The sequence below is a fragment of the Streptomyces geranii genome (assembly GCF_002954775.1).
GTDB lineage: Bacteria > Actinomycetota > Actinomycetes > Streptomycetales > Streptomycetaceae > Streptomyces > Streptomyces geranii.
On the sequence record NZ_PJME01000074.1, the window covers coordinates 15,712 to 36,330 of the forward strand.

Consider the following 20,619-nt stretch of genomic DNA (forward strand, 5'->3'; position numbering starts at 1 on the left):
CGGAGGTCCCGGGTTCCGCAGTGTGTGCGTTGCGTCACCGACAGTAGAGACCAAAATTGGTCTCGCGCAACTCGTTGTCGTAATCTGCCCTCGAACGAGGTCACCGTCCAAGGCCGTTGAAACAAGGAGAGGCCCATGGCAAGGAGGCGGCAACCCACCGCCCGTCAGATGCGCCTCGGTGCTGAGCTGCAGAAGCTGCGCGAGGCCGCCGGACTCAAGGGGCGCGAGGCCGCTGCGGCCTTGGGGACGGACTCGGCGCGGTTGAGTCAGATCGAGTCAGGGGTCGTGGGCATGAGCGAGGACACCGTGCGCCGACTCGCCGCCAACTACCTCTGCACGGACGAGAAGTTGACGGAGGCGCTGGTGGCGATGGCGACCGACCGGACGCGCGGTTGGTGGGAGAAATACCAGGGCCTGCTCCCGGTCTCGTTCCTGGACATCGCCGAGCTGGAACACCACGCCACGTACCGCTTCGACATCGAGTTCCTGCATGTCCCCGGCCTCTTTCAGACGGAGGAGTACGCGCGCGGCGTCTTCTCGTACCGTGTACCCGAACTCCCCGACAGCGACCTCGCGTTGCGCGTCAGCCACCGCATGGAGCGCAAGGCGGTCATCACGGGCCCCAGTCCCGTCCCGTACGAAGCCGTGATCCATGAGGCTGCTCTGCGCATCAGGGTCGGCGACCGGGTCACCGCGCGCGCCCAGCTCACCAGCATCCTGGAACTCTCCGAGGCGGACCACATCACCGTGCGCGTCATCCCCTTCGACCTGGACGACTTCGGCGGAGCCTGGAGCACGATGACGTACGCGGGTGGCGTCGTACCCAAACTGGACACCGCACTTCGCGACACGGCTCACGGCACGGCCTTCATCGATTCCGAGGCCCAACTCGCCGCCTTTCGAACGCTCTTCCGTAAGGTGGAGGCTGTGTCACTCGAACCGGCAGCTTCGCGTGACTTCATCCACAGGCTGGCGAAGGAACTGTGAGGCGTGCCGTGACCACCCCAGACATCTGGCAGAAGTCGTCGTACTCCGGCGGTGCCGACGGCAACAACTGCGTGGAGATAGCCCCCCGGCTCACCCAAGTGGCCATACGCGACTCCAAAGTCCTGGCCGACGTCACGCTTACCTTCCGCTTCGGAGCCTTTACAGCGTTCGTCGAGGTGCTCAAGGTCGACGCTTCAGGCACGGCCACCTGACCGTGCGACGTGGCGGTGCCTGCGCTCAGGGGATCCAGATCGCCAGGGAGTGCGCGAGGTTCTCCAGGTCCTCCGAAGCGCTGACGAGACGCGGGATGTCCTCGATCGCGGTCCACATCACCACGTCGGCCCCGTGCTCCTCGACCTGCCATGCGTAGCGCACGCAGGCGAGCAGGTGCGGTGAGTCGTCCTGGGGGATGTATCGGAAGGTCGTCAGGCCTTCGCCGAGCCGCTCGGCCTTGAAGCGCTTGACGACCGGCGGCTCGACGGCATCCGGATCGTCCGCGAGGGTCAGCGCCCGAAGGGTCTCCTCGCGGGGGCGTTGCGCCGGCCCGATGGCCACGCAGACGGGGATCGGGAGGTCGGTGGGGTGGTCGAGGTGGAGGAAGAGCCAGTGCTCCGAGCCGGGTGGGCAGAGGGATTCGGCGGAGCGGGTCAGGGTGGTGGCGACGAAGTCGACGCCGTTGGGACCCGGATCGAATCCACGGTCCTCCCAAAGGTCCTTCGCGTAGTCACGACCCCACGCCTGGATGTCGTCCCACTCCTCGAACGGGGCTGAGGGTCCCGCGCGGGGCGGAACGACGACCCAGGTGTATTCGTCGACGTACTCGATGTCGATGATCGGCCAGAACTCGCTCATCGCTGCCTCCAGCGGAAGTTCGCCATCACGGCGTCGAACCACTCGACGAGGGCCTCGGCCAGCTCGTCCTGCGGGTCCCCGCCCCGTTCTCCTTGCCGACTCAGTTCAACGCGGTCCGGGACGACTCCTCGAAAGGGTTCACGAACGACACGGTCTGGAGGATGGCCGCAGTCATGTCGCAGAGTTCTCCCCAGTGATCCATCGCTGCCGTGTCCAGAGTGAAGACCGCCACGAAGGGGGCTTCCGGGAAGGGGACGAAGACCTGGATCTGTCCGGTGAGAAGTCTGACTTCCTCGCCCGTGGCGGTGAGTTCCGGGCCGATGACGACCTCGCGGAGCGTGATGTTCGATACCGCCGGGCCGCACGGCAGCGTCATACGGCGGCTGTCGGTGAGCGGATCGCGGGCGAGGCCCCGCTCGATCACCTCGGCGGCGTTCTCGGGCCTGGTGTGCGAGGACTCGACGGCCCCCACGGTGAACGAGCAATGCACGACACCGTCGTTGTCATCGCTGAACACACACATGGCGGAGTACACGATGCCGACGTCCGCGAACACTTGGGTGAGCCCGGCGTAGAAGGGCGCCGAGGACTCCCAGAGGTGCTCGTCGCCCTCGGGGAACAACCCGCGTGCGAACTCCGTGGCGGCGGCTGCCCTGTCGTCCGGGTCCGCGTCGACGGGAAGGGCGTGGAATCCGTCCGGTGCCACGAACCACATGGGTGGGACAGCCGCGTCGTCGACGATCGTCTGCGCACCGGACGAACCCGTACTGCTGGTGCTCACGTTCAGGCCCTGCCCTGTCCTATGTCTCCGGCGCGCGGTGTCGCGTCCTGGCCGGCGTCGTCCATCACGAATCCGCGTGACTCGGAGACCACACCCGGCTTGCTGCCGGTCACGGTCGACTGGACGCGGACGAGTCCGCTGGGCAACTGGGTGAGGACGGGGGGTGTCGCCCCCGCGGGCAAGGTCGTCGTGAAGCGGGAGAGCCGTTCCTGTTGCCCTGCCGAGAGTTCGGTCCCGGACAGCCGGCGATGGCTTCCGGTGAACAGGCCCAGCAACTCCGTGGTGTGGTCGGAGACGCGCGTGGTCAGCCGTACCCAGGACCCGTCCCGGAAGAGGAGCCGGAAGTCCGACTGACCGATGCTGAACCGGCGGGGGGTCGCTTCGGCGATGCTTTCGCGGGGTGTTTCCCACAACATCGAGTACGAGTCCGAGGTCGGGGTTGGGGTGGAGGCCGAGCCCGTCACGAGGGCACGTCGTGTGGTCAGCACGATGTCCGTGGAGTACCCCGAAGGGCGTCGGGAAGGGTCGAGCTGCCAGGGCAGCGTACGGGCGATGTCGCCGGTGTCCGCCCACATGACCGGGAAGTCGTCGACCTCGTTCTCCCGTTCCTCCAGCTTCCCGCGCCCCGGCTCGGGATTGACCGTGCTGCCGCCCAACAGGTCGGAGAGGATGCCTCCGACCACGGCGAAGACACCTGAGACTCCGGTGCCCACATGTACTCCGGCCTTGCCTGTGAGCCCTCGTACCGAGAACGCGGGTCCGGCGGGCCACCCCGGCAACTCGGGCTCGATGTCGTTGCGCCGACGGTCGCGGAAGGAGCGTCGCCCTTCCACGGACGCGGCGGTGCCGGTCGCGAACGAGACCGGGTAACGCGCCAGCTCCGTCTCACCGGGTTCCGGGTGCCAGTCCACAGAGTTGTCCGTCCTCATCAGGAGGCGACCGCCGATTCGAAGCGGTCGCCGGGGTGAATGGCGTCACCGATGTGCGTGGGTATCGACCACAGCTTGGGAGCGATCTTGATGCCCGCGTCGATACCTCGGCCCAGATTACTCATCGGGTCGATCGACCACCGCCCCTGGCTCACCACGCTCAGGCCCCGGGTGCCGAGCCACTGACCGTTGTGGACGGTCTGCTCGGCGACCATGGTCATGCGCCCCATGAGCCCCTCAGCCTTGATCAGGCCGCCATGCTTGAGGCCCCACAGGCCGATGGTCCTGCCCTTGACGGTGAGGTTCACGGCGCCCGCGACGTTGTCGCCGACGCCGATGATGTTCCGGCCGATCGTGGTGACACCACGGACCCCCGAACCCAGCCTCGTGGCCCGGGCAGCCGCGACCGCACCATCGGCGACCTTGACCCCCTTGGCGAACGCGCCGATGCCAGGGATGGAGCCGAGTGCGTCCAGGCCGATGCTCAGCCAACTGACGTCGGCACCGCCCGCCTTGGCCGTGAGATGGCTGAGGAGCGCGAGGCCGCTGGTGATGACGGCCGCCGTCGCGAAGATCGCACCAAGGGGCGGGAACGGCATCGTGATGATGGCCAGCATGCCGAGAATGCCGCTCAGATCGCCGAGGAAGTCGCCGATCGCCTTGAAGAGTTCGGCGTTGTCGGAGACCCATCCCTTCACGTCGTCCCAGAAGCTGTCCTCGATGGCGTCGTCGAGCTGGTCACGGATCTTGCCCGCGAAATGGTCGCCTCGTTCGTCCCGCTCCGCCTCTATGCGGAAGAGCTGAAGTCGGTACTCGCTGAGCGGATCATGGTCCGTTCCGCTGGGGGAGGGGCTCGGCTCGCCCGGCTTGGCCTTCTCGGTGGCCTTCTTCTTCTCGGCATCTGCCTCTTCCTGGGCCTGCTTCGCATTGGCGAGGACCTTGTCGGCCTGCCTTTGGAAGTCCTCCAGTTCACCGGCCCAGCTCTGCAGATATCCGTGCACGCGCTCGTAGCGCTCCGCCACTTCGCGCAGCTTCTTCTCCAGCCCCTCGGACTCGCTGCGCAGCGAGTTGACGTACTTGCCCTTGAGCTCGTTGTCGTCACCGATGCCGCGGAGCAGCCGAGCCTGTTCGCGGAGGGAGCCCGCGACGCCTTTGAGGTGTCTGACCTCGGCGCGTATTTCCTCGGGATCTCCCGGGACAGGGTCCGATTCCGCGAGGGGATGCCAGTCGCGGGGGCGGGCCTTCGTGGCCGTCGTCACTTCTTCTTTCCCTTGCGTAGTTGTTTGGCGAGTTCGGCGTCCAGGCCCGTGAATCCATCGATGGTGGCCTTGACGAGTTTGCCTACGACATCGATGTTCTCAAGCAGGGATTTGCGGTAGTCGTCCCAGTTGTCCACGAATTCGTCCATGGCGTCGGTGATGCCACCACTGCCCCAGTGCTCGCGTACGCCTTCGTTGCGCGCGTCCAGGTTGCTGAATTCCTTCTTCAGCTTGCGGAGCCGGGACTCCGACTCCACGAGAAGATCGACATTCACCTTGAGGTCTGAGTCGTTCGCCATCTTGATCTCTCCGGCGGGGCTGGTGGTCCCGAGCTGACACCTCGGTTGTCAACGGTTGACGGCCTGGATCTCCTGGACGGTGATCGCCTGGTCGCTGCCGAACGTGCCGTCCGGCAGGTCGCCGCCCGCGCCGCCCGTTCCGGTCCAGGCGATGTCCCAGGTGATGGTCGCGCGGAGGCTGTACGTGCCGTCGCCCGAGGAGCGGAGGTACCTCAGTCCGCAGGGCGGGGTCTGGGCGGACTTGCCCTGGGCGTAGGGCTCGCCGATGGAGCCGTCGGCGTTGATGGCGCACTCGCCGGAGGCCGGGTAGGTCGTGGCGTCCGTGGTGCCCGGTTCGAGTTTGAGGGACACCGGCGTCGCGGTGGTCGTGGCCTGGATGTCGAGGCCGGGGGCGTCGATGGACGCCGTGGCCTGGACCTCGTCGAAGACGGCCTTGTCCAGCCAGGCCCAAGTGGGCAGGTTCACCTTGGTGTTGGCCGCCGGAGCGAGGGTGACCTTGGTGTCGGGGAGCTGCATGTGCTGGTAGGCGAGGCCGGCCAGGACCTCCGGGCTGATGGCCTGTTCGTACTGGGGTGGTGGGGCTTCGCCGTTGTCCACCCAGAAGGGGAGGTCGGTGCACGAGGTCCGCTTGAAAAGGTCCGGCTCGTTCGGGTTCTCGACGGCGGCCCAGAACATTCCCTTGCCGTCTTTGTCGACGTTGTAGTCCTTGTAGCCGGGGGTGTCGGTCCAGCCGTAGTCGTCTTCGTAGTGGCGCTGCAACTCGCCGATGGCCGAGCCTGCGGTGCCGCCCATGCCGGGTGTGCTCATGGCGTCGTCGATGCTCTCGGACATCTTCTTCTTGAAGTCCTTGGCGCCGAGGTACGGGGCGTACCAGCAAGGCGGCGGCGTCCAGTTGACGTCGGCTGACGTCACGTTGCCGGTGGCGCCGCCCTTGGCGACCGATCCGGAGTACTGGATTTTGGCGGTGGCGTAGATGCCTGTGCTGTCGCTGCCGCCGGATTGTTCTGTGTCCGAGCCCTGGGTGTTGCCCGGTGTCTCTCCCGCATAGGCCGGTTCCGTCAGGGCGAGAACGCTCAAGGCCAGCGTCAGGACGGCAGCGCGGGTGCTGAAGGTTGTACGCCGTGACCTGTTCACTGGCACTTCGCAGCCTTCGCCTCGACGTACACCTTGGACGCCTGCCAGAGACTGTCGGTGGTGGGGAACTTGACCATGACGATCTTGAAGTAGTCGAAGTCCGTGATACTGGGCGCGCCCTTCAGGACCTTTCCGGTCTTGACCTCTTTGGAGTAGAACTTGCTTGAGTCCACACAGAACGCGACCTCCACGGAGTTGCCGTTCGGCGTGGACCGGGTGGTGGCGTCGTAGTGGCGTCGAGTGCCGGTTGCCGTCCAGCCGCCTTTGAGCCTGACGTCGATCTGCGTCTTGGCGTACCTCAGCCCGTTGCCTGTGGAGTAGGTGACCACGGCTGCGTCCTTGGTCGTGCGCTTGTCCACGCCGTGGTAGATCGCACGGATGAAGTTCGCGGCGTCATCCATCGCCGCCGCCTCGTTCTTGTTCGCGGGCTTGGTCCAGTCGAAGACCAGGTTGATGTCCTTGGGCAGGGATACGTCCACACCGTCAGGGTTGGTCTCCGCCGGTGCTCCTGCGGTTGATGCCGAGGGGGATGCCTTCGGTGACTCGGATGTCTGGTCGGCGCCTGCGATCTTGTCGTTGTCTGTGGCCTTGTCGTCCCCGCCGCCGCAGGCGGTCAGGAGAAGAGCGGCTGTTGCGGCCATGGCAGCAGCGACGGGCAAAGAGCGGCGCTTCACTGTGAACTCCCCGTGATACATACGTCCATTCAAGAGCACTGACCGTATCGGTGGGGTTCCTGGTTTCGCCAGAGCGAACAGGTGAGTCAAGCGGGGTAATCCTGGGCGTATGGGGTGGTTGCGGGTGGGAGTCGTGTTCGGATCGTGCCCGGTCGTCATCGTGCGACAGGCCCCGGGCACGGTGGAGAGCCGTGCCCGGGGCCGTTGTCGGTGGGGGATCAGGGGAGGGAGGCAGAGGTAGGAGGTGGTGCGGGTCAGTGTCCCCGGCACCGGCTGACGTCGATCCGCACGATCTGCGGGTCGTGGTCGCTCGCCTGGTCCGCGAACTCCGCGTTGATGTGGACCACGTCGTAGTCGAAGTGGGTGATCGCGGGCGTCGTCAGGGTGTGGTCCAGGGTCTGGGAGTTGCCGTCGTAGACGTACGTGTAGCGCTCCGCCGCCGGGAGGGTGGTGATCAGGGGCTTCAGGACCTTGCCGGCCGTCAGTGTCGTCATCGTCGCCGAGAACTCGTAGTCGTTGAGGTCTCCCAGGACCACCGCCTTGGCGTCGCGGTCGGCCGCGAGGAGGGACTTCACGAACGTGTTCACCTCAGCCGCCTGGGCCGCGCGCTGGGTCTCCGAGCTGCGGGACGGGGGCTGGTAGCGGCTGTGCAGGGACTGGTCGCCGCCCTTGGAGTTGAAGTGGTTGGCTATGACGAAGACCGGCTCGCCGCGGAAGACGAACTCGCCTACCAGGGGCTTGCGGCTGCTGCTCCACGCGTCGCTTGTCGGGTTGATGCGGCCGGGGGAGTACGAGAGGGTCACGCCTTTCCTCGTCTTCACCACGGTGGTCGCCGTCGTCGCGTCGCCGCCCGCGCGGTCCACGAAGGAGACGCGCTTCGGGTTGAAGAGGAACACCTGGCGGATGTTGCCGCCGGGCTCGCCGCCGTCCTTGTTGTTCTCCGGGGAGATGTAGCGCCAGGAGTAACGCGGGCCGCCCGCCGCGCGGATGGCGTCGGTGAAGCGGGTCAGGGTCTTCTCGGCGCTGACGGTGCCGTCGTTCGTCGCGCCGTTGTCGTCCTGGATCTCCTCCAGGGCCACGACATCGGGGGAGTTGAGGTTGACCGACACTCCCTTCGCGAGGCGGTCGAACTTCGTCTGGTCGTCCAGGGCGTCCAGGTTCTCGACGTTGTACGTCGCGACCGCCAGCTCGTCGCTCTTCTGGCGGCGGGTGACCTCCTGCTTGAGGCCGTTGTTCGTCAACGTGCCGAGCTGGGTGGCCTGGACGTTGTAGCCGCCGTAGGTGCCGTAGTCGAGCGGGCCGGTGGTGACGCCGGCGAGCTTGTCGCCCACGTTCGCGGTCGGGAACGTCGACGTGGTGTCGAGCGACATCACCTTCAGGCGGCCCGTGTTCTGGCCGTCGTAGGAGGAGTAGAGGGTGCCGCCGCGCTTCGTCGGGTGCTCGGCGGGCTTGACCGTCACCCACAGTTCGTCGAATTCCGTGGTCCCGCCGACCACGCGGGCGTCGGTGAACGTTGTCCGCATGCCCTCCAGGGACTCGTAGAAGTCCAGGGCGTATGCGGATGGTTCGAGGGCTAGGGACTCGACGCTCGCGCCGTCCGCCGTCGGTGTGTACGCGGCCGGGACCGTCGTCGCGTTCAGTACCGCGGGCTCGGGCAGTGCGTTGCCGGAGGAGAGGACCGTGGTGACCGGGCCCGTGATCTCCGTCAGCGACTGGTTGCCGCTGCTCGGGTAGTACTCCGTGACCTTGCCTGTCACCAGGACCGAGTCGCCGACCGAGACGGCCGGGGTGGCCGAGCCTGTGTAGACGTAGACGCCCTCGCTGGTGCGGGCGTCGGAGTCCGCCTGCGGGTCCTGGATCCAGAAGCCCTTCGAACCCGACGTACGTACGCCCGTGACGATGCCGGGGACCCGGGTGACCGCCTTGCCCGCGTACGGCGAGAGGCGGGTGGTGCCCTGGATGTCGTGGACGCGGACCGTGCCCGGGTCCGTCGAACCCCCGCCGCCTCCGCTGCCGTCGCCCGGATCCGGTACCTGGCCGGCCGAGTTGACCGGGGTCGGGGTGGCGGCGGTCAGGTCGGCCGCGTTGTCGTCGGTGTCGGCGAGGGAGTCGGCGCGGGCCACCGAGGCGGTGTTGGAGGCGCCGGTCGCGGGGCCGCTGCCCTCGCGGACGACCGCGGTGCCGTACCCCACGATGTCCAGGACCCGGCTGTCGGCCGTGCAGTCCGCGGGGGTCTTGCAGGTCAGCGCGGTGGTGCCGGAGACGAGGGCGATGGTGCCGGTGGTGGCGCTCATCGCGATGGAGCCGGAGGCGTCGGGGGTCGGCAGGGCCGTGGTGCCGCCGCTGCCGGTGCCCTCGCCGATCAGATAACGGCCGCCGGCGGCGAGCGAGCCGCTCAGGGCGGTCACTTGCCAGAGCGAGCCGGCGGAGGCCGAGCCGGGCAGGTACTGGACGCTGTAGCCCGCCAGGTCGAAGACCTCGGAACCGGCGTTGGCCAGCTCGACGAAGTCCCGGGTGAGGGTGGCGCCGGAGTTGCCTCCGCCGCCGTACACCTCGGAGATCACGGCGGTGGTGGACGGGGCGGCGTAGGCGGCGGGGAGCGCGGTGATCGCGAGTGCGCCTGCCGCGCCCACGGATATCAGCGAGTACGCGGCGCGGCGGGACATCAGGGAGAGCGGGAGCGGGTAAGCGGCGCGGCGGGCGCCGGGTCTTCCTCGGTCGGGACGGGACACGGGGTGGGACGCGGAGCTGAACACGCTGGCGGTCTCCTTGGGTTGGGCGTCGGATGGCTCAAGGTGACGTTGGGGGCCGGTACTTGAGGGTGGTGCCTTACTGGTGCTTGGGGGTGGTGTGGGGCTCTGTGGGGAGTTGGCTCAAGTTACGCGCGTAGAAAAGGGGGTGCCAAGAGCTCGTAGGTTAAATCCTGGGAACAGGTGGGTGGTTGAGGGGGCGGACGTCGCGTGCGCGAGAGTTCAGGCGACGGGGGGAGACAGCGGGTGTGCGGCTGCTGGGAAGACGAGCCGCGGCCGGTTCCAGGAAGCTGAACCGACCGCGGCTGCCCGTTCCGTTCAGCGGTTGACGGCCTGGATCTCCTGGACGGTGATCGCCTGTTCGCTGCCGAACGTGCCGTCCGGGAGGTCGCCGCCCGCGCCGCCTGTTCCGGTCCAGGTGATGTCCCAGGTGATGGTGGCGCGCAGTTTGTACGTTCCGTCGCCCGAGGAGCGGAGGTACCTCAGTCCGCAGGGTGGGGTCTGGGTGGACTTGCCCTGGGCGTAGGGCTCGCCGATGGAGCCGTCGGCGTTGAGGGCCGCCGTGGCCTGGACCTCGTCGAAGACGGCCTTGTCCAGCCAGGCCCAAGTGGGCAGGTTCACCTTGGTGTTGGCCGCCGGGGCGAGGGTGACCTTGGTGTCGGGGAGCTGCATGTGCTGGTAGGCGAGGCCAGCCAGGATCTCCGGGCTGATGGCCTGTTCGTAGCGCGGGGGCGGGGCCTCGCCGTTCTCCACTCAGAAGGGGATGTCGGTGCACGAGGTCCGCTTGAGGACGTCCGGTTCGTTGGGGTTTTCGACGGCGGCCCAGAACATCCCCTCGCCGTCTTTGTCGACGTTGTAGTCCTTGTAGCCGGGGGTGTCGGTCCAGCCGTAGTCGTCCTCGTAGTGACGCTGCAACTCGCCGATCGCCGCGCCTGCGGTGCCGCCCATGCCGGGTGTGCTCATGGCGTCGTCGATGCTCTCGGACATCTTCTTCTTGAAGTCCTTGGCGCCGAGGTAGGGGGCGTACCAGCAGGGTGGGGGCGTCCAGTTGACGTCGGAGGAGGTTACGTTGCCGGTGGCGCCGCTCTTGGCGACGGAGCCGGAGTACTGGATTTTGGCGGTGGCGTAGATACCTGTGCTGTCGCTGCCGCCCTGCTGCTCCGAGCTGGCGCCTTCGTCGAAGGCCGACGGTTCCTCGGAGTAGGCCGGATGCACGACGGCGACCATGCCGAAGGCCAGCATCAGCGTTGCGGCACGCGTAAGCGTGCGTCGCGACCTGCTCACTGGCACTGCGCCGCCTTCGTCTCGACGAATACCTTGGACGCCTGCCACAGGTTGTCACCCGTAGGGAACTTGACCATCACGATCTTGAAGTAGGCGAAGTCCGAGATGCTGGGCGTGGTCTTCAGGATCTTCCCGGTTTTGACCTCCTTGCCGTAGAACTTGCTCGAGTCAACGCAGAACGCGACCTCCACGGCGTTGCCGTTCGATGCGGACCTGGTGGTGGCCTGGTACTGGCGCCGGGTGCCGGTGGCCGTCCAGTCGCCCTTGAGCCTGCTTTCGATCTGCGTCTTCGCGTAGGTCAGTCCGTCACCGGTGGAGTAGGTGGTCACGGCCGCGTCGACGGCCGTTCGCTTGACGACGCCGTGGTAGATCGCCCGGATGAAGTTCGCGGCGTCGTCCATCGCCGCCGCCTCGTTCTTGTCCGTCGGCTTGGTCCAGTCGAAGACCAGGTTCATGTCCTTGGGGAGGGACACGTCCACGCCGTCCGGCTTGTCCGTCGCTGACGCTGCCGCTGAGGGGTCCGCCGATTTCGTCGGAGTCGCCGTGCTTTGGTCGGCGCCGGCGATCTTGTCGTTGGCGCTGGACCTGTCGTCTCCGCCGCCGCAGGCCGTCAGCAGCAGGGCCGCGGTCGCGGTGAGCACGGCGGCAACGGGCAAGGAACGGCGCTTCAAGGTGGGTTCCCCGTGAGATGTCGATGTGATGTCGATACAGCTGAGAGTTCTGACGGTATCTGGGGCGCTTGTGGTGTTGCCAGGTTGGACCTCCTTCGGAGCAGGGGCGTTTGTGAATCTTTTGGCGGGAACGTGTCGGGTCCCTTCGCGGCGGTCACAGGGCCTTGGGGTGCCCGGGGCTTCCCTCGTACGGATGAGTGGTGGCCGTTGTCCGAGGGAAGCCGGTCAAGGATCTCGGCACGGCTTCTCCGGGGGCCGTCGGGCGTCGCGTGAGCGAATCGTGCAGGCCTCATGGCCGACCCGTGGTGAAGGGTGGGGGTGGTGGCCGGGGTTGTCTGACCTGCGGATGTCGGGTCGGCAACAGATTCGCGTGAGCACAGCCGAGGCGGTGGGCGGATTGGCGTGTCCAATGGGGAACCGTACGGGCGTAGTTGCATGTGAATAACGTTGTGCACAGCGCTGTTCGCGATTCGGAACGCGCCTTGAGGGGCTTATGTGCGGCTGATACGGTGCCATGGCTTGACACTCACTCCACCGCTGGCTAATTGGCCAGGTCGGGCGGTACGTCCGGCAAGCGTGTATCGCCTGCATCGTGCGTATCGCGAGTGAAGTGTCCTATTTGGCACTTGAATTGGCAGAATTTTTCTTGGGTGTACGGGGAGCTGTTGCGTGAAGATCCAAGAGCGTACGGGTGCGGGCGGCGGCCGTTCCTCGGTACCCGCTCAGCCGATGGCCGGTGAACGGCTCCCGGCGCCGCCTCGCGAGCGCAAGCCGGCTCTCGCCGCTCTCGCGGTGCTGCTGATCCTGGTCGGCGCGCTGGGCGCGACGATGCTCGTGCTGCGGGCGGGGGACCGGATCGAGGTCGTCAAGGTCACCGCCCCCATTCCGGCCGGGGGGTCCGTCAGCAAGGCCAACACCGCGTCCGTCCTGGTCGCGGCCGATGCCGGTGTCCACTACATCCCGTGGGACCAGTTGAGCGGCCTGATGGAGCTGAAGGCCATCAACGCGATCCCCGCCGGTGTGGTCCCCGTGGGCGAGATGTTCGCCGCCGAGACCGGCGTCGCCGCCGGGCAGGCAACCGTCGGCCTGTCCCTCAAGGAGGGCCAGTACCCGAACGGTCTCGCAGCCGGTGACCTTGTCGCCGCCTACCGCGTCGGCAGCACCACCGGCACTGGCTCCAGCACCGGTTCCAGTGACTCCTCCTCGTCCGGCGCCGGCACCACGCTCATCGTGGACAAGGCCAAGGTCACCTTCGTGAAGTCGACTGCGAGCAGTGGCGAGGTCATAAGCAGTACCAACCTGCCCGTCACCCTCACCGTCGACAGCACCAAGGCCGCCGACCTCGCCCAGGCAGCCGCCGCAGGCCAAGTGGCTCTCGTGCTCATCCCCAGCAGCTGAAGGCGGCCCCAGAACCATGGCGCTCATCGTTCTCGCCGCCGACAAGGGTTCCCCCGGCGTCACCACCGCGGCCGTCGCGCTCGCGGCGGTCTGGCCGCGGCGGGCACTGCTCGCCGAGACCGACCCGGCCGGCGGTGACCTCGTGTACCGCAGTGCCGCCGCGCACGGCGGGATGCTCAACCCGAACACCGGCATGCTGTCCATCGCCGCGACCGCGCGGCGCGGGCTCGTTCCCGATCAACTCTGGGACCACGTACAGCCGTTGAGCGGTGGGCTCGAAGTGCTCGTCGGGCTCGGGATCGCCGAGCAGGCCGCCGGGCTCGCCGGACTCTGGCCCACCCTCGGCAGCGCCTTCGCGCAGCTCGCCGACTCCCCGAACGCGCCCGCCGACGTCATCGCCGACTGCGGACGCATCAGCGGGGACACCCCTGTCGTCGAGCTGTTCCCGCACGCCGCCCTCGTGTTGCTCGTCTCCCGCACCGAGCCCGAGGCCATCGCCCGGGTACGGGACCGTGCCGCCGCCCTCTCCACCAAGCTGCACGGCGGTCCGCGCGGTGCCGCGAGCCTTGCCACGCCGCTCATCGGGGTCGTCCTCATCGCCGATCCCAACAACTCCGGCAAGCTGGTCAACCAGGTCAACGACATGCTCGTACACGCCCAGACGGGGGCCCGAGTTGTCGGCACGCTCGCCGAAGACCCCGCCGGAGCCGAGCAGTTGGCCGGGCGCAGGCGCGGGCGGCTCGACAAGTCGATGCTCATCCGGTCGGCCCGCAAGGTGACTTCGGATCTGTATCAGCAGTACGGCGCCGCCTGGTCCGTACCCAATCAGGGTCATGGGCAGGGGCAGGGTCAGCAGCAGGCCACCGGGAACGTGCCTGGTCCGCAGGCCGGTTACTCCGGTCATGCCGGAGCCGGCCGATGACCGCTGTCGACCACTCGCTGGTCAAGCGGTTCCGGCAGGACGCCGGTGACCGGATCTCCGAGCAGCGTCGGCTCGACCAGGCCTCCAACGTCACGCCGATGTCCGGCGAGGACGAACGGCAGTACGCGCGTGCCGTCATAGCCCAGATTCTTGAGGACTACGCCCGTACCGAGATCAACGCCGGGCGTACGCCGCTGGATGCCGAGACCGAGGAGCAGTACGCGGCTGCCGTGCACGCCGCGCTCTTCGGCGTCGGGCGGCTCCAGCCGCTGCTCGACAACGTCGACGTCGAGAACATCGACATCAACGGGTACGACCAGGTCTTCGTCGGGTATTCCGACGGGCGCGAGGTCGCCGGGGACCCCGTCGCCGAGTCCGACGAGGAACTCATCGAGCTGATCCAGGTGCTCGGCGCCTATTCCGGGCTCTCCTCCCGGCCCTTCGACTCCGCCAATCCGCAGCTCGACCTGCGGTTGCCGGATGGGTCGCGTCTGTCGGCGGTCATGGATGTCACCCGCCGTCCCGCGCTCTCCATTCGGCGTGCGCGCATGGGCAAGGTCTTCATCTCCGACCTTGTTGGGAATGGAACCGTCACCCCCGAAGTCGCGCACTTCATGGCCTGTGCCGTGCGCGCCCGCAAGAACATCATGATCGCGGGCGCCACCAACGCCGGTAAGACGACGCTGCTTCGGGCTCTCGCCAACGAGATCCCGCCGCACGAGCGGCTCATCACCGTCGAGCGTGCGCTGGAGCTGGGGCTCGACCAGTTTCCCGAACTCCACCCCAACGTGGTGGCGTTCGAGGAGCGGCTGCCCAACTCCGAGGGCCAGGGCATGATTTCGATGGCCGAGCTGGTACGGCGGTCGCTGCGTATGAACCCCTCGCGGGTCATCGTCGGTGAGGTGCTCGGCGACGAGATCGTGACGATGCTCAACGCGATGTCGCAGGGCAACGACGGTTCGCTGTCCACGATCCACGCCAACAGCTCGCACGAGGTCTTCAACCGCATCTCCACGTACGCGCTCCAGGCGACGGAGCGGCTGCCCATCGAGGCCAGCCAGATGCTCGTCGCGGGCGCGGTCAACTTCGTCGTCTTCATCACGCGACGCAACAACTTCCATACGGGCGGCCGACTTCAGCGCATGGTGACCTCGGTCCGCGAGGTCAACGGCGTGGACGGCCGGGTGCTGTCCAGCGAGGTCTTCGCCGAGACCCCGGACGGCCGCGTCGTGCCGCACGCGCCCATCTCCTGCCTCGACGATCTGGTCGCGCACGGGTACCGGTTGCCCGGCGGGAACTGGGGGTGACCATGAGTACGTACAGCAACTATCAGAGTGCGTACGGCAGTTCTCACGCGTACGGCAGTTCTCATGCGTACGGGGACACGTACTCGGCGGCGGTCGGCTCGCTCGGCTCGATGGGCGGGCTGTTCTCCACCGAGGTCCTCTACTCGCTCGTGGCCGGTGTCGCCGTCGGCGGTGGGCTCGCGCTGCTCGTCGTCGCGATCCGCGGGCTGCCGGCCAAGCCGGAGCACGAGAAGCAGAAGGCCAGCGAACGGGCCAACGAACTCCTCCGGTTCGCGGGGCAGCGCGGTTCGCTCGCCGCGCTCGTCGGGCTCGCGGTGCTGGTGCTGACCCGGTGGGCGGTGGCCGGAATCGCGGCCGGCGTCCTCGTCTTCTTCTGGGACCGCCTCTTCGGCGGCGCCGCCGAGGAACGGGCCGGTATGCGGCGCGTGGAGGCCCTCGCCTCCTGGACGGAGTCGCTGCGCGACACGATCGCCGGTGCGGTCGGTCTTGAGCAGGCGATCCCGGCGTCGGCGCGCGCGGCGGCACCGGTACTGCGTCCGCACCTGGACGCGATGGTCGACCGGCTCCGCTCCCGCACCCCGCTGCCCGAGGCGCTGCAGCAGCTCGCCGACGAGATCGACGACGCGTCCGCCGACATCATCGTCGCCGCGCTCATCCTCAACGCGCGGCTGCGCGGCCCGGGTCTGCGTCAAGTCCTGGGCGCGCTCGCGAAGTCGGCGCGTGAAGAGGTCGACATGCGGCAGCGGGTGATGGCGCAGCGGTCGTCGACTCGGCGGTCCGTACAGATCGTTGTGGTGGTGTCGGTCGGCTTCGTGCTCGGACTCGCCGTGTTCAACCGGGAGTTCGTCGAGCCGTACGGCACGCCGATCGGACAGCTCGTACTCGCCTGCGTCTGCGGCCTGTTCGCGCTCGGCTTCTGGTGGCTGCGCAAGCTGTCGACCATCGAGACACCCGAACGCTTCCTGGTGCGGGACCAGTCGTCGGTGCGGTTCGTACGGCCGCCGCGGACGCCGGAGGGCACCCAAGGACCGGCGCCCTACGGCGCTGGTACCGGTGCCGGTAGCGGTACCAGCGCTGGTCCCGGTGCTGACGAGGGGGTACGTCGATGAACGACCTGACCATGCCGGTGCTGGTCGGCGCCGTGTTCGGGCTCGGGATCTACGTGCTCGTACGGGCGTTGATGCCGTCGAAGCGGAGTGCGGTCGCGCAGGTCGCGCGCGTCGACGCGATGCGAGCGCGGGGTGCGGCGTACGAGTCGGCGCACCGCACGCAGGACGCGGGCCGGATCGGTTCGTTCCGGGCCCAAGTGGGCGCCCGGGTCTCCGACTTCTACTTCCAGCAGGGCTGGGAGCAGCGCTCGCTGCGGGCCGATCTGGCTGTCCTGGACCGGAGTTGGGAGAACTTCCTCGCGACGAAGGTGCTGCTGGGGGCGACCGGTCTGTTCTTCGGCCCGTTCCTGTTCGCCATCGTGTGGACGCTGGGCATCGGCAAGAGCCCGGCCATCCCGGTCTGGCTGGCACTGCTCTTCGCGCTGGTCTTCTTCTTCCTGCCCGACCTGGAGGTACGCCGGGACGCGGCCGACAAGCGCCGTGACCTGCGGCGGGTCATCGGGGCGTATCTCGACCTGGTGTCGATGAGCCTGGCCGGCGGCCGGGGTCTGCCCGAGGCGCTGATGGCGGCGGCGGAGGTGTCGGACGGCTGGGCAACCCAGCGCATCCGCAACGCGCTGGCCGACGCGCGGATCACCGGCACCAGCCAGTGGCAGGCGCTCGGCGCGCTGGGCGAGGAGCTGGGTGTGGAGGAGCTGAAGGACCTCTCCGCCTCCCTCGCGCTCGTCGCGGACGACGGCGCGAAGGTGCGCGAGTCGCTCGCCTCCCGCGCCGAGACAATGCGGCACCGCGAACTCGCCGAGATCGAGGGCAGCGCGGGCGAGAAGTCGCAGTCGATGCTCGTCGCCCAACTCCTGCTGTGCGCCGGGTTCCTGGTGTTCCTGATCTACCCGGCGGCGATGCGCGTGTTCCAGGTCTGAGCCGTTTTCCGTACTCACCACGCTTCCTGAAATTGCTTCGAGAGGACAACTCACCATGAACGGGCGGAACTTCAACAACACCGGGATCCCGGCAATGGACTTCCTGGTCACCTTCTTCCAGGCCCGGGTGCAGCGCGCCCGCTCCGGTGAACTCGACCGCGGTGCCTCCGCGGTCGAGTGGGTCATCATCTCCGCGGTCGTCGTGGCGATCGTCGGCGTGGTCGCCGCGATCATCAACACCGCGCTGAGTGACGGCGCCAACAAGGTCGGCGACTGCATCAAGGGCGCGAAGGCGAGCGGTACCTGCTGATCGTCGTCGTACGAAAACGGGGTGTACGGGGTCGAGTTGACGAGGTTGGTCGTGGCTGGCGCAGGCAGATGGGTACGCCGCAGGGTGGAGGCCGCACGGAAGTCGGCGTCCGCCCGCGGTGATTCCGGTACGTCCGACTCCGGCATGACCGCGATCGAGTTCGTGCTGCTGACGCCCGTACTCTTCTTCATGATCTTCGCGACGGTGCAGTTCGCGCTGTACTTCTTCGCGGACCACGTGGCCCAGGCGGCGGCCCAGGCCGGCGCCCGCAAGGCCCGCGCCATGGCGCACGACCAGCCGGGCGCGTGGCGGGGCGAGGCGCGGGACATGGTGGACAGCTACATCCAGCAACTCGGCCCGACCCTGGTCCTGTCGCCGGACGTGACGATGCTCCAGCCGGAGCAGAACACGGTGGGCGTGGAGATCACGGCACGGGTGCCGACGGTGTTCCCCGGCTTCGACCTGACCGTGCACGCGCAGTCGGTGGGGCCGGTGGAGCGGTTCGTGCGGGAGGGGGAGAACTGATGAACTCGCCTTCCTGGATACGGAGTTGGCGTGCGCGGAGTTACGGGGGTGACCGGGGCCTGTCGACCATCGAGGTGGTGATCCTCGCCCCGGTGATGATCATGTTCATCCTGGTGCTGGTGGCGTTCGGTCAACTGGTGGACGGGCGTGGGGCGATCGACGGGGCGGCGCGGGACGCCGCCCGCTCGGGCTCCCTGCAGTGGGAGGAGGGCCTCGCGATGGCGGAGGCCCGCGAGGCCGCCGAGGCCGACCTGACGGACATCTGCGACGGCCCGGTGACCGTGACCAAGACCAGCGCCGGTTTCGCGGACGCGGACCTCTTCTCGGTCGACGTCAGCTGCCAGGTGCGGGGCCTGGCCATGCTGGGCCTGGACATCCCGACACGGCTGACGGGGTCGTTCACGGCACCGCTGGATCCCTTCAAGAGGAAGGCGGGGTGAGCCGGATGCACAGCTCTGCCGGAACTGCGGTGCGCACCTGGTTCAGGACGCGCCGAGCCCGCCTGGACGACCGAGGCTCCGGCGCCGGTGCCGTGATCATTTTTGCCCTCCTCTTCCTCTCCCTCTCCGCCTTCGTGATCGACGGCGGCATGTCCATCTCGAAGCGCGAACGGGCGGCGGACATCGCGGAACAGGCGGCGCGTTACGCCGCACAGGACATAGACCTCGACGCCCTCTACACCAACGCGGCGGGCGGCGCCCCGATCAACTTCCAGAACTGCGACGCCCGAGTGCGGGCCTTCGCCCAGGAGATGGGCATGTCCGCCGCGGACACGAACGCGTCCCACTGCGTGGCGGCGAACGCCGACGAGGTACAGGTCGAGGTGCAGTTGACGTACTCGCCGGTGTTCACGGGGTTGTTCTACGGCGGGGATGTGACCGTGCGGGGCGAGGCGGTGGCGGAGAACGAGGTGGGGTGAGACGGGTGAGCGGTGCGGGTCGGGTGAGACGGTGTGGGCCGGGTGAGGCTCACTTGCCGCCGCTACCGTCACCACTCCTGGTGTCCTGCACCTTCATCTTCTCGTTGACCTGCTTGGCCAGTTCGTCGTCCAGCTTCTTGAACTCTCGGACGATGGCGTCGGACATGGAGGCCAGGGCGTCCAGTTGCTGGGTGATGTCCTCGCGGCCGTCCTCCCAGTTGGACTCGAAGTCCTCCAGGGCGTCGTTGACGGTGCCGTCGCCGATGTCGTCCCGGTAGGACTCGAAGAGCTTCTTCGTGTGGTTCAGGCGGGTCTTGATCGAGCGCAACCTGCTGCCGTAGTCCTCCAGTTCGCTCAGCGGGAGCGTGAGGTCGGATTTGCCCTTGCCCATGTGTGAGTCCCCCGGAGTCCTCGTGGTCTGATTGGCATCGTTGGCATCGGATCAGCAGCTGAGATGTTTCTGATCGGCACGGTACAACGAACGGGAACAGGGTGGAGTGAGGACATGGCCCGCTACAGCGAAGCGCAGACGGTCGAACGAGGCGGGTTCCGGATCAAGGTGCCCGAGTCCTGGTGGGAGTTCGACGTACGCCCCGAGTCCCGGAACGACTCCATCCGCCGCATGGTCGACGAACGGGTGCGCCGGCGGCCGGAGTTGGCCCAGTACCGCGACACGTACACCGAGTTCCTCCAGAAGGCGGCGGCGGACGCCTGGAAGTCGGGCGCGCTGTACTGCGGTTGCATGGCCGAGAGCTTCGGCGGCGACACCCCGATCACCGGCTCGGTGACCGTCTCCATGGTCGGCGGCCGTGCCCAGGACGGCACGCCGCTCTCGACCGAACCGGCCGCCATCGCCGCCCAGTTGGCGGTCAAGGAGGCGAAGCGGGACGGCGACAGTTGGCGCAAGGTGACGACCGTCGACATCCCCGGCATCGGCCCGGCGGCGCGTACGCAGGGCATCGAGGACATCGCCGTCCCCGGCGACGAACTCGGCCGCACCATCCGGGCTGTGCTGATGCAGACGTTCATCCCGGTGCCGGGCCAGGAGGGCAAGGTGGCACTGGTGGCGGGCAGCAGCCAGGTGCTGGACCTCGCGGAGTCCTTCTTCGACATCTTCGACGCGATCACTTCGACGTTCCGGTTCAACGGCTAGGACCTGTCCGGGCGATCGCTGGTCCCACTACGGTGGCTGTGGTGGAAGGGCCTGGTGAGTGCAGTGGAGATGAGCCGTGCGGAGGCAGTCGCGCTGGTGCAGCGCGTCATGGATGCGGGCTGCGCCTCCGATGACGAGGTGGCCGGTTGGCTGGGCAGGCTGGACAGAACCCTGGCTTGCCCGTCTGGGCACGTCAGTGGCTTGATCTTCTGGCCTTCGGAGCGGGATCTTTCGGCTGATGAGGTGGTCGATCAGGCCCTGGCACATCGGCCGATCGCTTTGTGAGGCCGGGACTCAACTCCGAAGCCAGATCAGTCGAGCTGCGGTGGTTGCGGTGCCGAGGAAGACGTAGCCGCGCTTGTCATAACGGGTGGCCACGGCCCGGGACTGCTTCAGCCTGTTGATCGTCCGTTCGACGGTGTTGCGCTTCTTGTAC

The 20,619-nt window shown here is 67.7% G+C and carries 23 protein-coding genes and 2 pseudogenes; 13 read left to right on the forward strand and 12 right to left on the reverse strand.

What is annotated here, in order from left to right:
* The first annotated feature begins 135 nt into the window (after window positions 1-135).
* The gene (locus CW359_RS42305; protein WP_105975580.1) at window positions 136-987 is read left to right on the forward strand and encodes a helix-turn-helix domain-containing protein; all 852 of its coding nucleotides are present in this window, start codon (window positions 136-138) and stop codon (window positions 985-987) included.
* 8 nt (window positions 988-995) lie between these two features.
* A complete protein-coding gene (locus CW359_RS42310; RefSeq protein ID WP_105975581.1) occupies window positions 996-1,199 on the forward strand; it encodes a DUF397 domain-containing protein in 204 nt (67 codons plus the stop codon).
* Between the two features lie 25 nt (window positions 1,200-1,224).
* Here the strand turns inward: CW359_RS42310 and CW359_RS42315 are convergent, their stop codons facing one another.
* The 10 genes and pseudogenes from CW359_RS42315 to CW359_RS42360 all read right to left on the reverse strand — a co-directional run bounded on the left by CW359_RS42315 (window position 1,225) and on the right by CW359_RS42360 (window position 11,620).
* Window positions 1,225-1,839, reverse strand: a complete 615-nt coding sequence (locus CW359_RS42315; protein ID WP_105975582.1) for a hypothetical protein — start codon at window positions 1,837-1,839, stop codon at window positions 1,225-1,227.
* 100 nt (window positions 1,840-1,939) lie between these two features.
* Window positions 1,940-2,620, reverse strand: a complete 681-nt coding sequence (locus CW359_RS42320; RefSeq protein WP_105975583.1) for a hypothetical protein — start codon at window positions 2,618-2,620, stop codon at window positions 1,940-1,942.
* Between the two features lie 2 nt (window positions 2,621-2,622).
* Window positions 2,623-3,531 carry a hypothetical protein gene (locus CW359_RS42325; protein ID WP_105975584.1) on the reverse strand — a complete coding sequence of 303 codons (909 nt, stop codon included), beginning with the start codon at window positions 3,529-3,531 and terminating at the stop codon, window positions 2,623-2,625.
* Window positions 3,532-3,548: 17 nt separating this feature from the next.
* Complete coding sequence (locus CW359_RS42330) at window positions 3,549-4,808, reverse strand: putative T7SS-secreted protein (RefSeq protein ID WP_105975585.1); 1,260 nt, start codon at window positions 4,806-4,808, stop codon at window positions 3,549-3,551.
* A complete protein-coding gene (locus tag CW359_RS42335) occupies window positions 4,805-5,107 on the reverse strand; it encodes a hypothetical protein (RefSeq protein WP_105975586.1) in 303 nt (100 codons plus the stop codon). The genes CW359_RS42330 and CW359_RS42335 overlap by 4 nt, the downstream gene beginning before the upstream one ends.
* A 48-nt stretch (window positions 5,108-5,155) precedes the next feature.
* Entirely contained in the window at window positions 5,156-6,247 is a 1,092-nt protein-coding gene (locus tag CW359_RS42340; protein WP_408647585.1) for a hypothetical protein, read from the reverse strand.
* Entirely contained in the window at window positions 6,238-6,915 is a 678-nt protein-coding gene (locus CW359_RS42345) for a hypothetical protein (RefSeq protein ID WP_105975598.1), read from the reverse strand. Before CW359_RS42345 ends, CW359_RS42340 begins: the two co-directional genes overlap by 10 nt.
* A gap of 254 nt (window positions 6,916-7,169) precedes the next feature.
* Window positions 7,170-9,581 carry an endonuclease/exonuclease/phosphatase family protein gene (locus CW359_RS42350; protein ID WP_105975599.1) on the reverse strand — a complete coding sequence of 804 codons (2,412 nt, stop codon included), beginning with the start codon at window positions 9,579-9,581 and terminating at the stop codon, window positions 7,170-7,172.
* Window positions 9,582-9,983: 402 nt separating this feature from the next.
* Window positions 9,984-10,907 (reverse strand): annotated as a pseudogene (locus CW359_RS42355) (hypothetical protein).
* A 38-nt stretch (window positions 10,908-10,945) separates the two neighbouring features.
* Window positions 10,946-11,620, reverse strand: coding sequence for a hypothetical protein (locus CW359_RS42360; RefSeq protein WP_198655579.1), 675 nt, complete (start codon window positions 11,618-11,620; stop codon window positions 10,946-10,948).
* Between the two features lie 669 nt (window positions 11,621-12,289).
* On the opposite strand from CW359_RS42360, the gene CW359_RS42365 reads away from it, so the two are divergent.
* From CW359_RS42365 to CW359_RS42405, 9 genes are all read left to right on the forward strand, one after another.
* Window positions 12,290-13,018 carry a hypothetical protein gene (locus CW359_RS42365; RefSeq protein WP_105975588.1) on the forward strand — a complete coding sequence of 243 codons (729 nt, stop codon included), beginning with the start codon at window positions 12,290-12,292 and terminating at the stop codon, window positions 13,016-13,018.
* A gap of 16 nt (window positions 13,019-13,034) precedes the next feature.
* A complete protein-coding gene (locus CW359_RS42370) occupies window positions 13,035-13,940 on the forward strand; it encodes a hypothetical protein (RefSeq protein WP_105975589.1) in 906 nt (301 codons plus the stop codon).
* Window positions 13,937-15,247 (forward strand): TadA family conjugal transfer-associated ATPase, encoded by a 1,311-nt coding sequence (locus CW359_RS42375; RefSeq protein ID WP_105975590.1) that lies wholly within the window; start codon window positions 13,937-13,939, stop codon window positions 15,245-15,247. The genes CW359_RS42370 and CW359_RS42375 overlap by 4 nt, the downstream gene beginning before the upstream one ends.
* Before the next feature lie 110 nt (window positions 15,248-15,357).
* Window positions 15,358-16,356, forward strand: coding sequence for a type II secretion system F family protein (locus CW359_RS42380; protein WP_232838844.1), 999 nt, complete (start codon window positions 15,358-15,360; stop codon window positions 16,354-16,356).
* The gene (locus CW359_RS42385; RefSeq protein ID WP_198655580.1) at window positions 16,353-17,276 is read left to right on the forward strand and encodes a type II secretion system F family protein; all 924 of its coding nucleotides are present in this window, start codon (window positions 16,353-16,355) and stop codon (window positions 17,274-17,276) included. The genes CW359_RS42380 and CW359_RS42385 overlap by 4 nt, the downstream gene beginning before the upstream one ends.
* A gap of 55 nt (window positions 17,277-17,331) precedes the next feature.
* Window positions 17,332-17,586, forward strand: a complete 255-nt coding sequence (locus tag CW359_RS42390; protein ID WP_105975591.1) for a hypothetical protein — start codon at window positions 17,332-17,334, stop codon at window positions 17,584-17,586.
* Between the two features lie 51 nt (window positions 17,587-17,637).
* Window positions 17,638-18,111, forward strand: a complete 474-nt coding sequence (locus CW359_RS42395) for a TadE family protein (RefSeq protein WP_105975602.1) — start codon at window positions 17,638-17,640, stop codon at window positions 18,109-18,111.
* The gene (locus CW359_RS42400; RefSeq protein WP_105975592.1) at window positions 18,111-18,551 is read left to right on the forward strand and encodes a TadE family protein; all 441 of its coding nucleotides are present in this window, start codon (window positions 18,111-18,113) and stop codon (window positions 18,549-18,551) included. The genes CW359_RS42395 and CW359_RS42400 overlap by 1 nt, the downstream gene beginning before the upstream one ends.
* A 5-nt stretch (window positions 18,552-18,556) precedes the next feature.
* Window positions 18,557-19,030: a pilus assembly protein TadG-related protein gene (locus CW359_RS42405; protein ID WP_105975603.1), complete on the forward strand. Its 474-nt coding sequence runs from the start codon at window positions 18,557-18,559 to the stop codon at window positions 19,028-19,030.
* 49 nt (window positions 19,031-19,079) lie between these two features.
* On the opposite strand, the gene CW359_RS42410 is transcribed toward CW359_RS42405, so the two are convergent.
* On the reverse strand, window positions 19,080-19,421 hold the full coding sequence (locus CW359_RS42410; RefSeq protein WP_105975593.1) for a hypothetical protein: 342 nt from the start codon (window positions 19,419-19,421) through the stop codon (window positions 19,080-19,082).
* A gap of 114 nt (window positions 19,422-19,535) precedes the next feature.
* Between CW359_RS42410 and CW359_RS42415 the strand changes: the two genes are divergently transcribed.
* Both CW359_RS42415 and CW359_RS42420 read left to right on the forward strand, forming a co-directional pair.
* The gene (locus CW359_RS42415) at window positions 19,536-20,183 is read left to right on the forward strand and encodes a hypothetical protein (RefSeq protein WP_105975594.1); all 648 of its coding nucleotides are present in this window, start codon (window positions 19,536-19,538) and stop codon (window positions 20,181-20,183) included.
* A 69-nt stretch (window positions 20,184-20,252) separates the two neighbouring features.
* Window positions 20,253-20,468, forward strand: coding sequence for an e9imm peptide (locus CW359_RS42420; protein ID WP_198655582.1), 216 nt, complete (start codon window positions 20,253-20,255; stop codon window positions 20,466-20,468).
* Between the two features lie 9 nt (window positions 20,469-20,477).
* On the opposite strand, the pseudogene CW359_RS42425 reads toward CW359_RS42420, so the two are convergent.
* A pseudogene (locus tag CW359_RS42425) lies at window positions 20,478-20,619 on the reverse strand (IS5/IS1182 family transposase); the annotation flags it as partial.

Excerpts from the sequence above, each read along its gene's own strand:
- CW359_RS42415 (WP_105975594.1), top strand. The coding sequence starts at position 19,536 with ATGGCCCGCTACAGCGAAGCGCAGACGGTCGAACGAGGCGGGTTCCGG.
- CW359_RS42380 (WP_232838844.1), top strand. The coding sequence starts at position 15,358 with ATGGGCGGGCTGTTCTCCACCGAGGTCCTCTACTCGCTCGTGGCCGGT.
- CW359_RS42370 (WP_105975589.1), top strand. The coding sequence starts at position 13,035 with ATGGCGCTCATCGTTCTCGCCGCCGACAAGGGTTCCCCCGGCGTCACC.
- CW359_RS42400 (WP_105975592.1), top strand. The coding sequence starts at position 18,111 with ATGAACTCGCCTTCCTGGATACGGAGTTGGCGTGCGCGGAGTTACGGG.
- CW359_RS42335 (WP_105975586.1), bottom strand. The coding sequence starts at position 5,107 with ATGGCGAACGACTCAGACCTCAAGGTGAATGTCGATCTTCTCGTGGAG.
- CW359_RS42315 (WP_105975582.1), bottom strand. The coding sequence starts at position 1,839 with ATGAGCGAGTTCTGGCCGATCATCGACATCGAGTACGTCGACGAATAC.
- CW359_RS42350 (WP_105975599.1), bottom strand. The coding sequence starts at position 9,581 with ATGTCCCGCCGCGCCGCGTACTCGCTGATATCCGTGGGCGCGGCAGGC.
- CW359_RS42420 (WP_198655582.1), top strand. The coding sequence starts at position 20,253 with ATGAGCCGTGCGGAGGCAGTCGCGCTGGTGCAGCGCGTCATGGATGCG.
- CW359_RS42390 (WP_105975591.1), top strand. The coding sequence starts at position 17,332 with ATGAACGGGCGGAACTTCAACAACACCGGGATCCCGGCAATGGACTTC.
- CW359_RS42375 (WP_105975590.1), top strand. The coding sequence starts at position 13,937 with ATGACCGCTGTCGACCACTCGCTGGTCAAGCGGTTCCGGCAGGACGCC.
- CW359_RS42410 (WP_105975593.1), bottom strand. The coding sequence starts at position 19,421 with ATGGGCAAGGGCAAATCCGACCTCACGCTCCCGCTGAGCGAACTGGAG.
- CW359_RS42405 (WP_105975603.1), top strand. The coding sequence starts at position 18,557 with ATGCACAGCTCTGCCGGAACTGCGGTGCGCACCTGGTTCAGGACGCGC.
- CW359_RS42385 (WP_198655580.1), top strand. The coding sequence starts at position 16,353 with ATGAACGACCTGACCATGCCGGTGCTGGTCGGCGCCGTGTTCGGGCTC.
- CW359_RS42305 (WP_105975580.1), top strand. The coding sequence starts at position 136 with ATGGCAAGGAGGCGGCAACCCACCGCCCGTCAGATGCGCCTCGGTGCT.